The organism is Aeromonas sp. ASNIH1, assembly GCF_002934285.1.
Taxonomy (GTDB): domain Bacteria; phylum Pseudomonadota; class Gammaproteobacteria; order Enterobacterales; family Aeromonadaceae; genus Aeromonas; species Aeromonas caviae.
On sequence record NZ_CP026228.1, the window covers coordinates 665,613 to 677,500 of the forward strand.

The following is an 11,888-nucleotide window of genomic DNA, read 5'->3' on the forward strand; positions in this document are numbered from 1 at the left end:
CATTGATGAGCACCCCGATACCCACAGGAGTGCCATTGATGAAGACCCTGCTGCTGATCGCCACCAGCCTGCTCTCTGCCCAGGCGTTTGCCGCCGACACCCTCACCGTCTACACCTACGGCTCCTTCGCCGCCGAATGGGGGCCGGGTCCCAAGATCAAGCAGGCCTTCGAGAAGGAGTGCGGCTGCACCCTCAATCTGGTACCCCTCGAGGATGGCGTCGCCATCCTCAACCGGCTGCGGCTGGAAGGCCAGCACAGCAAGGCCGACATGGTGCTGGGGCTGGACGATGCCCTCATCAGCGAAGCCAAGCAGAGCGGCCTGTTCGCCCCCCATTCCACCAGGCTCGATGGCCTCAAGGTACCGGGTGGCTGGCAGGACGACACCTTTGTCCCCTATGACTACGGCTACTTCGCCTTCGTCTATGACAGCAACAAGCTCAAGCAGCCCCCCAAGAGCCTGAAGGAGCTGGTGGCGCGCCCCGATATCAAGGTGATCTATCAAGATCCCCGCACCTCCACCCCGGGTCAGGGCCTGATGCTCTGGATGAAGTCGGTCTACGGGGATGAGGCACCGACCGCCTGGGCGCAACTGGCCAAAAAGACGGTCACCGTCACCAAGGGGTGGTCAGAGGCCTACGGCATGTTTCTCGACGGCGAGGCGGACATGGTGCTCTCCTACACCACCTCCCCCGCCTATCATCTGATTGCCGAGAGCAAACCCCAGTACCGGGCAGCCGCGTTCGAGGAGGGTCACTACCGCCAGGTGGAAGTAGCGGCCAAGCTCAAGGGCGCCACACAGGGCAAACTGGCTGACCAGTTCCTGCAATTCATGGTGAGCCCCGCCTTCCAGAACGAGATCCCCGGCGGCAACTGGATGTATCCGGTGACAGACGTGGCGCTGCCCAAGGGGTTCGAACAGATGATCACCGTAGCTAAGCCACTCACCTTCAGCTCTGACGAGGTAGCCGCCAACCGCAAGGGGTGGATCCGCGAATGGCTGCAAGCCGTCACCCAGTGAGTTCAGGTCGTCGCACCCTCTGGTGGCTGCCCGGCAGTGCAGCCACCCTGGTCATCCTGCTGCTCTCCATTGGGCCGCTGGTCGCCCTGTTGTGGCAGGCGGGGGCCCTCTCCCCCCGCGCCCTGCTAGGCGATCCCTACCTGCGCCACGTGCTGGGTTTCAGCCTCTGGCAGGCACTGCTCTCCACCCTGCTGAGCCTGGGGCTTGCCATCCCGGTGGCCAGAGCCCTGGCGCGGCGCCGTTTTCGCGGCCGCCGCCTGCTGCTGAAATTGTTCGGCCTCTCCCTGGTACTGCCCGTCATCATCGCCATCTTCGGCATGGTGGCGGTACACGGCCGCCAGGGGTGGCTGCCGCAACTGCTGCACGGCCTGGGCCTGGACCCCGGCAACTATCTGTACGGCCTGTTCGGCATACTGCTGGCCCACGTCTTCTTCAACATGCCGCTGGCCGCACGTCTCATCCTCCAGAGCATAGAGAGCATCCCCGAGTCCTCCTGGCGCCTCGCCAGCCAGCTCGGCATGCGCTCCTCCCATATCTTCCGCCTGCTGGAGTGGCCGCTCATCCGCGCCATACTGCCGGGGCTGGCCAGCCTCATCTTCATGCTCTGTTTCACCAGCTTCACCACAGTGCTGGCGCTCGGTGGCGGCCCCAAGTCCACCACCCTAGAGGTGGCCGTCTACCAGGCCCTGCGCTTTGACTTCGATCTCGCCACCGCCGGCGGACTCGCCCTGGTGCAGCTGCTGCTGACCCTGGTCCTGCTCCTGCTGCAGCACAAGTTGCAGACCACACCGGCCAGCCGGATCGAGAGTCGCCGCCCCTGTCTGAGGCCGGATCGCCGCCAGGCGGGCACCCTCTGGGTGGATCTGGCCGCGCTCGGCCTCGGCCTCGCCATCTTCCTGCCGCCGCTGCTGGCCATCGTCGTCGCCGGGTTCAATCCCGGCCTGCTGACGGCGCTGGGGTCACACCAGCTGTGGCAGGCGGGGGGCCAGTCGCTCATGATCGCCCTCGCCGCCGGCTCCCTGGCGACCCTGCTCGGCGCCGGCCTGCTGCTCACCAGCCGTCACCTGAGGGTGCGGGATCGCAAGCGGCGGGCCGCCGCCCTGTGGGAGGCCAGCGGCTCCATGATCCTGATGATCCCGGCGGTGGTGCTCTCCACGGGCCTCTTTATCCTGTTTATGCCGTTCACCGATGTCTTCGCCCTGGGGCCCTGGCTGGTGGTGCTGGTCAACGCCCTGATGGCGCTGCCCTATGTACTGCGCACCCTCAGCGCCCCCATGCAGCTGGTGGTGCGCCAGTACGATCGGCTGGCGGACAGCCTGGGGGTGCGCGGCCTGCATCGCCTGCGTCTGGTAGAGTGGCCCCTGCTGCGCCGTCCGCTGGCGCTCGCCATGGCCCTCTCGATGATACTGTCTCTCGGGGATCTAGGCGCCATCGCCATGTTCGGCAGCCAGACCCTCACCACCCTGCCCTGGCTGCTCTACCAGCAGCTCGGCAGCTACCGGCTGACCGAGGCGGCCGCCACCGCCCTGCTGCTGCTCACCCTCTGCTTCTCCCTGTTCTGGCTGGTGGAGCGGGGGCTAGGAGGAAGAAATGTCGATCATTGATACCCAGTCCCGTGTTCCCATGTCTTACGTTCTGGCTGGTGGAACGAAAGACGGGAGGAAAGCATGCTGATCATTGACGAGCTGATCACCAGCTACCCGGATTGGCGGGTCAGCTTTACCGCCACCCTGCCCAGGGGAGAGATCACCGCCCTCATCGGTCCGAGCGGCGCCGGCAAGTCCACCCTGCTCGGCATGATAGCGGGCTTCGTCCCGGTGGAATCCGGCACCCTCGCCTTCGACGGTCAGGATCTGCTGCCGCTCGGCCCCGCCGAGCGCCCGGTCACCACCCTGTTCCAGGATCACAACCTCTTCCTGCATCTGTCGGTATTCGACAATATCGCCATCGGCCTGCACCCCGGCCTGCGGCTGAGTGCCGCCCAGCGGGCACAGGTGATCGATGCGGCCGGACGGGTCGGTCTTGGCGAGATGCTGAGCCGCCTGCCTGAGCAACTCTCCGGTGGCCAGCAACAGCGGGTCGGGCTCGCCCGCGCCCTGGTGCGGGGCAAGCCCCTGCTGCTGCTGGACGAGCCCTTCTCGGCGCTCGATCCCGCCCTGCGCCGGGAGATGCTGGCGGAAGTCGCCCGTCTCGCCTGCGAGCAGGGCATCACGGTGCTGATGGTGTCCCACAACCCTGAGGATGCCCAGCTGATTGCCGATCAGGTGCTGTTCGTGGACGAGGGGCGCATCGCCCTGCAAGGCAAACCCGAGATCCTGCAAAGCAGCGATCACCCGGGGCTGCTGCGCTACCTGGGTCGCGCGCAGGGATAACGAGGCCAAGGGGATCAAAAAAGGGGAAGCCGGACGGCTTCCCCTTTCTCATGCAGAGATTACGTTATATCAGAGATTTTCCTCGGCGAAGGAGGCGAGCCGGCTGCGCACCACCCCGTTCAGGAAGATGTTGGCACTGCCGTCGAAGTCCTTGAAACGCTCGACTATGTAGGTGAGACCCGAGGTCACCGGGCTCAGGTAGTTGGAGTCGATCTGGGCCAGGTTGCCGGAGCAGACGATCTTGGTCCCCTCGCCGCAGCGGGTGATGATGGTCTTGATCTGGGACGCGGTCAGGTTCTGGCACTCGTCCAGCAGCACGAAGGTGTTCTGGATGCTGCGCCCGCGCATGAAGTTGACCGATTTGAACTGGATATTGGCCTTCTCCATGATGTAACTCAGGGACCCGCTCATGTTCTCGTCCTGCTTGTGCAGCACTTCCAGGGTGTCGGTCACCGCCGCCAGCCAGGGCATCATCTTCTCCTCCTCGGTGCCGGGCAGGAAGCCGATACTCTCGGCGATCTCCGGGGTATTTCGGGTGACGATCACCTTCTCGTAGATCCCCTTCTCGATCACCAGCTCCAGCGCGGCCGCCATGGCGAGCAGGGTCTTGCCGCAGCCTGCCGGGCCGGTCAGGATCACCAGATCGATGTGCGGATCCAGCAGGGCATCCAGCGCCATGCCCTGATAGACGTTCTTGGGGTGCACCCCCCAGGCCTTGCGGGACATCAACCGCTCGCGGCCGAGATCTTTCAGGCGGATCTTGTTGCCGTCGTGGCTCAGCACCCTGGCTGCGAAGAAGTTCTCCTCGTCCAGCAGGTACTGGTTGACGTGCACGCCCTCCAACAGATTGGCGTCGATGACGTGGACCGTATCGCGGCCATGGGTTTCGCTGTCGCACTCGCCGACCCGCTCCCAGAAGCTGCCAGGCACCACCTGGAAACCCTTGGCGAGAAGGCGGATGTCATCGATGAGCTGGTCGCTGCGGTAATCCTCCACATGGGCAAGACCTGCTCCCTTGGCCTTGAGGCGCATGTTGATGTCTTTGGTGACCAGCACCACCTGACGCTTCATCTCGTGCTTTTGCAGGTAGAGGGCGGCGTTGATGATGCGGTTGTCCGCCTCCTTGTCGGTGAACACCTCGGCATCCTGGGGCAGATGGTGATCGCTGAAGATGGAGATACGGCCGCTCGCCTCGCCGGCCAGTGCCACTCCTTGCACTATCTGCTCCGGAGTCGCATCGCGGAAGACATCTTCCAGGGCACGGATGGCGATGCGGGCATCACGGCTGACGTCCTTCTGGCGATCCTTGATGTTGTCGAGCTCTTCCAGCACCGTCATGGGGATGAGCACGTCGTGCTCTTTGAAGGAGTAGATGGCGAGGGGTTCGTGAAGCAGAACGTTGGTATCCAGGATAAACAGCTTTCGGTCCGTGTTGTCCATAAGCATCCTCCTTGGCACTGAAGGTGCCACGTGTGTGAATCTCAGATGTCATTGAAACCACACGGCCGTGACAGTTTTATTACCCCCAACGCTACGCCCGAATTTACCAGCACGCAACAAATCGCTGCCGCCATAGGCGTCGTTCGAACATAAAATCAGCAATGAAAAGGCCGGCATTGCGCCGGCCTTCTCTCGCTGTCAGCGGCTCAACCGCACTTGGAATCGCCGCAGTTGAGGCAGGTCATGCAACCATCCTTCAGCACCAGCGCCTTGGTGTGGCACTTGTAGCAGAGCGCCGCACCGGGCGGGAAACCGCTCCCCGCCTGCTGCTCGTCGGCCTGTTGCTGGGCTTTCAACTCAGCCTGTTTTTCGGCGAGAAACGCCTGCTGGTGCTCGTCCAGCCCGGGCACCTTGAGCATGCCGATCTCGGTGAGATGGGTTTCGATCACGTTGCCAATCTCGGCAATCAGCGACGGCACGTACTTGCCCTTGTTCCAGTAGCCCCCCTTGGGATCGAACACGGACCTCAGCTCCTCCACCAGGAAGGTGACATCCCCCCCCTTGCGAAACACCGCCGAGATGATGCGGGTCAGCGCCACTATCCACTGGTAGTGTTCCAGGCTCTTGGAGTTGATGAAGATCTCGAACGGGCGGCGCGTCTCGTGAACCGTGCCCTCGTTGAGAATGATGTCGTTGATGGTGATAAACAGCGAGTGCTCGGAGACATGCTCCGGCGTCTTCAGCTTGTAGGTGGTGCCCATCAGCCGCTCAGGGCGCAGCACCGTCTCGTGCATATGCACCACGTCATCCTCGGGGGCCGGCGCTTCTTGCGGCTCATCCCGGGTTTTCACCTTGTAGGCGACGATTTTCCTGTCGATCTTCTTGACCATGATCTGTTCTCAGAATTTGCCGTAATAGCCTTCTTTCAAGGCGTCGTAGAGGTTGGCGGCGGTGTGCAGCTCGCCATCGTATTCGATCTCTTCGTTCCCTTTCGCCGTGATGACGGAGCCATCCTCCAGGGTGAACTCGTACTGAGTGTTCTCCAGATCCTGCTCCTTCACCAGCACCCCCTGGAAGGCCTCGGGGTTGAAGCGGAAGGTGGTGCAGCCCTTGAGGCCGGAGTCCGAGGCATAGAGGTAGATATCCTTGAACTGCTCGAACGGAAAATCGGTCGGCACGTTGGCGGTCTTGGAGATGGAGGAGTCGATCCAGCGCTGGGCCGCCGCCTGGATATCCACGTGCCCGGTCGGCGTGACGTCGTCCGCGGTGATGAAGTAATCCGGCAGGCGGCTACCCTCCTCCTCGGCATAGGGCATGGCGGCCGGGTTCACCAGCTCCCTATAGGCCAGCAGCTCGAAGGAGTAGACATCCACGCTCTCCTTGCTCTTCTTGCCCGGTTTAATGACATTGCGGCTGTAGTGGTGGGCAAAGCTCGGCTCGATGCCGTTGCTGGCGTTGTTGGCGAGCGACAGGGAGATGGTACCGGTCGGCGCTATGCTGCTGTGGTGGGTGAAGCGTCCACCCACCTCGGCCAGCTCGGCTACCAGAGCGGGATCCACCTCGGCCACCTGCTGCATGTAGCGGCTGTAGCGGGCATGCAACACCTTGCCCTTCACCTTGTCGCCGAGCTTGATGCCATCTGCCGCCATTTCGGGGCGCAGACGCAGCATCTTGCCGGTGACTTCGAACTCCTGCTCCATGATGGGGGCCGGCCCCTTCTCCTTCGCCAGACGCAGAGACTCCTGCCAGCCGGTCATCGCCAGCTCCTGGGAGACCTGTTCGGTGAAGGCGACGGAGGCCGCAGAGCCGTACTTGATGCGCAGCATGGTGAGGGTCGAGCCCAGCCCCAGGAAGCCCATGCCGTGGCGACGCTTGGCGGTGATCTCCTCGCGCTGCTTGGCCAGCGGCAGCTGGTTTATCTCCACCACGTTGTCGAGCATACGGGTGAAGATGGCCACCACCTTGCGAAACGCGGGCCAGTCGAAGGCGGCCTGCTCGGTGAAGGGATCGCGCACGAAGGTGGTCAGGTTGACCGAGCCCAGCAGACAGGCCCCATAGGGCGGCAGAGGCTGTTCACCGCAGGGGTTGGTGGCACGGATCTCTTCGCAGAACCAGTTGTTGTTCATCTGGTTCACCTTGTCGATCAGGATGAAACCGGGCTCCGCATAGTCGTAGGTAGAGGTCATGATGACGTTCCACAGCTTGCGCGCGGGCAGGGTCTTGTAGACCTTGCAGGCCACCTGGCCCAGCTCGTTGATCACCACACCCTCCTTGTTGGGCCAGTCCGCCCAGACCACCCTCGCAGGGTCATCCAGCGCGATGCCATCCTGCTCCACCTCCTTGGCGGTGTAGGGGAAGATCAGTTGCCAGGGTGCATCCTCCTTCACCGCACTGACGAACTCTTCGGTGATGAGCAGGGAGAGGTTGAATTGACGCAGGCGACCATCCTCCCGCTTGGCCTGGATGAACTCGACGACATCGGGGTGACGGATATCCATGGTGCCCATCTGGGCGCCACGACGGCCACCGGCAGAGGAGACGGTAAAGCGCGAATTCAACTTCGAAGTGCGACACTCGCCTATGCCGCCTGACGGTACTCTTCGAATACCTTGACAGGCTGCCTGAATCCGAGACATTTCCGAGGTCGTAGGTTGAGCCACTGCTCCGCTCTCCTGACATCCTCGTCCGTGACCTCTCTCAGGTCTGTTCCCTTTGGGATAAACTGCCTCAACAGCCCATTGCTGTTCTCGTTCAGACCGCGCTCCCACGAAGAGTAAGGGTGCGCAAAGTAAGTCTCGGCACCCAGCGCTTCCTCTATCGCCTTGTGTTCGGCAAACTCGCCGCCGTTGTCAAAGGTGATAGTATGCACCTGCTCGATGTAGGGCGTTAACATCTCGATTATCGCATCCCGCACCACCCCAGCCTGTTTGCTCGCGACCCGCTTGACCAGATAGAGCCGGCTCTTGCGCTCCACCAGGGTGACCAGTGCACCTGTGCCTTGCTTGCCCAGCACCGTGTCCGCCTCCCAATCACCGAGCCGCTCCCGGCTATCGACGATAGCCGGCCGTTCATCAATAGAGCGGGCTTCCTTGATGGGAGAACGCAGGCTGCTCGCCCCCTTGCGGTAGCGCTTGTGGCCCTGGCGCAGATGGCGGTACAACTGGCCACCCCGGGCTTTGTCGGCGGCCACATGGCGGTATATCCACTCGTGACTCACCATGAGGCCTATCTGCTTGCCCACCGTGCTTATCTGCTCCGGGCTCCACCACCAGGCGAGTGTCAGCTCGACAAACTGGATGACATCGGCAGATAGCCGAGATTTGGCCGCACTGGCCCGTCGGTGGGTGGCGTGCTGATGCGCATTGTCTGGCTGGTAGCCCTGCGGCCCGGCGTTACGACGCAGCTCCCGGTAGAGGGTGGAGCGATGAACGCCAATGGCGCGTGCGGTGGCAAGGATGGACATCCCCTGTGCGCGAAGCACCGATAACTGGTATCGTTGCCCCTCGGTCAACTGCTGATAGCTCATGGTGATACTGCTTATACTTTGGCGAGCAGAAGGGTACCACCAATCAGCAGTTGGCCACCTCTCGCCATTCATCCATGAGTGTCGCACTTATTATCTGAATTCCCGAAGCACATCTTGTCGTAGATATCCATGAAGGAGAGCGGCCCCGAGGTATAGGCCCCCGCTCCCGAAACGAAGGCTCCACGCGGTCGCAGGGTCGAGAAGTCGTAACCGATGCCGCAACCCGCCTTCAGGGTCAGCCCCGCCTCGTGCACCTTGCCGAGGATATCGTCCATCGAATCCTCAATGGTGCCGGAGACGGTGCAGTTGATGGTGGAGGTCGCCGGCTTGTGCTCAAACGCCCCGGCGTTGGAGGTGATACGGCCCGCCGGAATGGCACCATTGCGCAGGGCCCACAGGAAGGGTTCATACCAGGTGTCGGGTTCGCGCTCCTGCGCAGCCAGCGCGCGAGCGACACGCTGGTAGGTCTCGTCGATGGAGCCGTCGATGGGGGCGCCATCCTTGCTCTTGAGACGATACTTGCTGTCCCAGATCTCGAGAGACGTCTCCTGCAGAGGGATCTGGCGGCTGGCGGTGACGCCCTCCAGTACCGGAATGGATTTAGCCATGGTCAATCAACCTCCTGTGAATGGGGCAATATCGTGACAAAAATACTACCAGTAGTGAATTTAAGGACTTAAAGCACAATATATTGTGATTTATCCGTCATGAAGGCGCCGATTCTATCCTAAAAAAATGCCCCGGCCAGCAGATTTCTGGGCCAGGGCATTTAACCGTTTCAATTTCCGAGAGATTTAAAGCGAGAGAGTATCTCAGGGTTTCTTGACGTATACGCTCGGTGTCTCACCCGCCATATTCAGATAGAACTCATAGACGCCATCCGCCTCGGGCGAGAACTTCATGTCCTCATACTTGGAGCACGGGTTGACCGGTACAGGTTCCCCGCCGAGCACGGCAACGCCATCGCTCGGGCTCTTGTAACCGAAGTTGGTGCCACAACTCCAGCCGGAGTCGGCAAACTTGAACTTGTAAGGAGCCCACTCTTTCTTGAGCGTCCCCTTGGCCATGTAGAGCTTGTCGGCAACCTTGACGACCTTGCTTTCGTCGGTGGCCATCCAGTCGTTCATCTCACCACGCAGGTAGATGGACTTGCCGCCGAAGTCGCTGTTGTCCGCCGCCGCCTGCTCTGCACCACCATTGGATGCGCAACCGCCTAATACCAGGGTTCCCGCCGCCAGCATCATCGTTACTGTTCTTTTGAACATGTGTCCATTCCTCAAATTATTGTGATTCCTTGGTCCATCGATGTGGACCCGGGAATTAAACCAGAGCAGGCATGACAAGAAAGGTAGAAGCATCACATTCTGTGCTTTTTATATCCAGAACGCAGGCTTTCGAAGAGATATTGAACAGATACAGGCCACAAACACGTCGATATTGGCTGGGATGATGAATGCGAGTATCAGAAAACACGGCGGGAAACAGCACCATAGTGCCCGCTTGCACTCCAGTGAGTGCTGAATTTCAGGCAATAAAAAACCCCGCTCGAGTGAGCGGGGTTTCTTGTATTGGGTGCCTGGCAGTGTCCTACTCTCGCATGGCGAATGCCACACTACCATCGGCGCTACAGCGTTTCACTTCTGAGTTCGGCATGGGGTCAGGTGGTTCCACTGCGCTATTGCCGCCAGGCAAAAATCTTCAATCTCGGAAAGCTGACGTGAGTAGTGATGTTGCACTTGGCTTGTCACTATCACTGAATTAGGTAAGTAGTCTCGCACTTGCTACAAGGCCAGAAACACTTCTTGGGTGTTGTATGGTTAAGCCTCACGGGTAATTAGTATGGGTTAGCTCAACGTATCGCTACGCTTACACACCCCACCTATCAACGTTGTGGTCTCCAACGGCCCTTTAGGACCCTCAAGGGGTCAGGGATGACTCATCTCAGGGCTCGCTTCCCGCTTAGATGCTTTCAGCGGTTATCGATTCCGAACTTAGCTACCGGGCAGTGCCACTGGCGTGACAACCCGAACACCAGAGGTTCGTTCACTCCGGTCCTCTCGTACTAGGAGCAACTCCCTTCAATCATCCAACGCCCACGGCAGATAGGGACCGAACTGTCTCACGACGTTCTGAACCCAGCTCGCGTACCACTTTAAATGGCGAACAGCCATACCCTTGGGACCGACTTCAGCCCCAGGATGTGATGAGCCGACATCGAGGTGCCAAACACCGCCGTCGATATGAACTCTTGGGCGGTATCAGCCTGTTATCCCCGGAGTACCTTTTATCCGTTGAGCGATGGCCCTTCCATTCAGAACCACCGGATCACTATGACCTACTTTCGTACCTGCTCGACCTGTCCGTCTCGCAGTTAAGCTGGCTTATGCCATTGCACTAACCTCCTGATGTCCGACCAGGATTAGCCAACCTTCGTGCTCCTCCGTTACTCTTTGGGAGGAGACCGCCCCAGTCAAACTACCCACCAGGCACTGTCCGCGAGCCCGATTCAGGGCCCTGCGTTAGAACATCAAACATACAAGGGTGGTATTTCAAGGACGGCTCCAGCGCAACTGGCGTCACGCCTTCAAAGCCTCCCACCTATCCTACACATGTAGGTTCAATGTTCAGTGCCAAGCTGTAGTAAAGGTTCACGGGGTCTTTCCGTCTAGCCGCGGGTACACCGCATCTTCACGGCGAATTCGATTTCACTGAGTCTCGGGTGGAGACAGCATGGCCATGGTTACACCATTCGTGCAGGTCGGAACTTACCCGACAAGGAATTTCGCTACCTTAGGACCGTTATAGTTACGGCCGCCGTTTACCGGGGCTTCGATCAAGAGCTTCGCTTGCGCTAACCCCATCAATTAACCTTCCGGCACCGGGCAGGTGTCACACCCTATACGTCCACTTTCGTGTTTGCAGAGTGCTGTGTTTTTGATAAACAGTCCCAGCCATCTGGTCACTGCGACTCCCGACAGCTCCATCCGCAAGGGACTTCACCATCAAGAGCGAACCTTCTCCCGAAGTTACGGTTCTATTTTGCCTAGTTCCTTCACCCGAGTTCTCTCAAGCGCCTTGGTATTCTCTACCCGACCACCTGTGTCGGTTTGGGGTACGATGACTTGTAATCTGAAGCTTAGAGGCTTTTCCTGGAAGCAGGGCATCAATGGCTTCCGCACCGTAGTGCGTTCGTCTCGTGTCTCAGTGTTGTGTCTCCGGATTTGCCTGGAAACACCACCTACGCACTTTCACCAGGACAACCGTCGCCTGGCCCACCTAGCCTTCTCCGTCCCCCCATCGCAATTACAAGTCGTGCAGGAATATTAACCTGCTTCCCATCGACTACGCCTTTCGGCCTCGCCTTAGGGGTCGACTCACCCTGCCCCGATTAACGTTGGACAGGAACCCTTGGTCTTCCGGCGAGGAGGCTTTTCACCCCCTTTATCGTTACTTACGTCAGCATTCGCACTTCTGATATCTCCAGCATGCCTCTCGACACACCTTCGCAGACTTACAGAACGCTCCCCTACC

The 11,888-nt window shown here is 60.3% G+C and carries 7 protein-coding genes, 2 rRNA genes and 2 pseudogenes (1 of these 11 only partly in view); 3 read left to right on the forward strand and 8 right to left on the reverse strand.

Features of this window, described 5'->3' with window-relative positions; all coding sequences use genetic code 11:
* The first annotated feature begins 38 nt into the window (after window positions 1–38).
* From thiB to thiQ, 3 genes are all read left to right on the forward strand, one after another.
* On the forward strand, window positions 39–1,019 hold the full coding sequence (thiB, locus tag C2U37_RS03190) for a thiamine ABC transporter substrate binding subunit (RefSeq protein ID WP_042016675.1): 981 nt from the start codon (window positions 39–41) through the stop codon (window positions 1,017–1,019).
* The gene (gene thiP, locus C2U37_RS03195; protein WP_104451803.1) at window positions 995–2,623 is read left to right on the forward strand and encodes a thiamine/thiamine pyrophosphate ABC transporter permease; all 1,629 of its coding nucleotides are present in this window, start codon (window positions 995–997) and stop codon (window positions 2,621–2,623) included. Before thiB ends, thiP begins: the two co-directional genes overlap by 25 nt.
* Window positions 2,624–2,686: 63 nt before the next feature.
* Window positions 2,687–3,391: a thiamine ABC transporter ATP-binding protein gene (gene thiQ, locus C2U37_RS03200; protein ID WP_104451804.1), complete on the forward strand. Its 705-nt coding sequence runs from the start codon at window positions 2,687–2,689 to the stop codon at window positions 3,389–3,391.
* Window positions 3,392–3,460: 69 nt separating this feature from the next.
* Here thiQ and C2U37_RS03205 read toward each other — a convergent pair whose 3' ends face one another.
* The 8 genes and pseudogenes from C2U37_RS03205 to C2U37_RS03240 all read right to left on the reverse strand — a co-directional run.
* Window positions 3,461–4,831, reverse strand: coding sequence for a PhoH family protein (locus tag C2U37_RS03205; protein WP_010673145.1), 1,371 nt, complete (start codon window positions 4,829–4,831; stop codon window positions 3,461–3,463).
* A gap of 206 nt (window positions 4,832–5,037) precedes the next feature.
* Entirely contained in the window at window positions 5,038–5,721 is a 684-nt protein-coding gene (locus C2U37_RS03210; RefSeq protein ID WP_042078268.1) for a TSCPD domain-containing protein, read from the reverse strand.
* Window positions 5,722–5,730: 9 nt separating this feature from the next.
* Window positions 5,731–7,377, reverse strand: a pseudogene (locus C2U37_RS03215) (adenosylcobalamin-dependent ribonucleoside-diphosphate reductase); the annotation flags it as partial.
* Window positions 7,378–7,409: 32 nt separating this feature from the next.
* Window positions 7,410–8,357: an IS30-like element ISAs2 family transposase gene (locus C2U37_RS03220; protein WP_043171239.1), complete on the reverse strand. Its 948-nt coding sequence runs from the start codon at window positions 8,355–8,357 to the stop codon at window positions 7,410–7,412.
* A 104-nt stretch (window positions 8,358–8,461) separates the two neighbouring features.
* Window positions 8,462–8,965: pseudogene (locus tag C2U37_RS03225) on the reverse strand (ribonucleotide reductase N-terminal alpha domain-containing protein); the annotation flags it as partial.
* A 204-nt stretch (window positions 8,966–9,169) separates the two neighbouring features.
* Window positions 9,170–9,622, reverse strand: a complete 453-nt coding sequence (locus C2U37_RS03230; RefSeq protein WP_029313820.1) for a pullulanase — start codon at window positions 9,620–9,622, stop codon at window positions 9,170–9,172.
* 309 nt (window positions 9,623–9,931) lie between these two features.
* A 5S ribosomal RNA gene (rrf, locus tag C2U37_RS03235) occupies window positions 9,932–10,046 on the reverse strand.
* Between the two features lie 124 nt (window positions 10,047–10,170).
* Window positions 10,171–11,888 (reverse strand): 23S ribosomal RNA (locus C2U37_RS03240) (it continues 1,171 nt past the right edge of the window).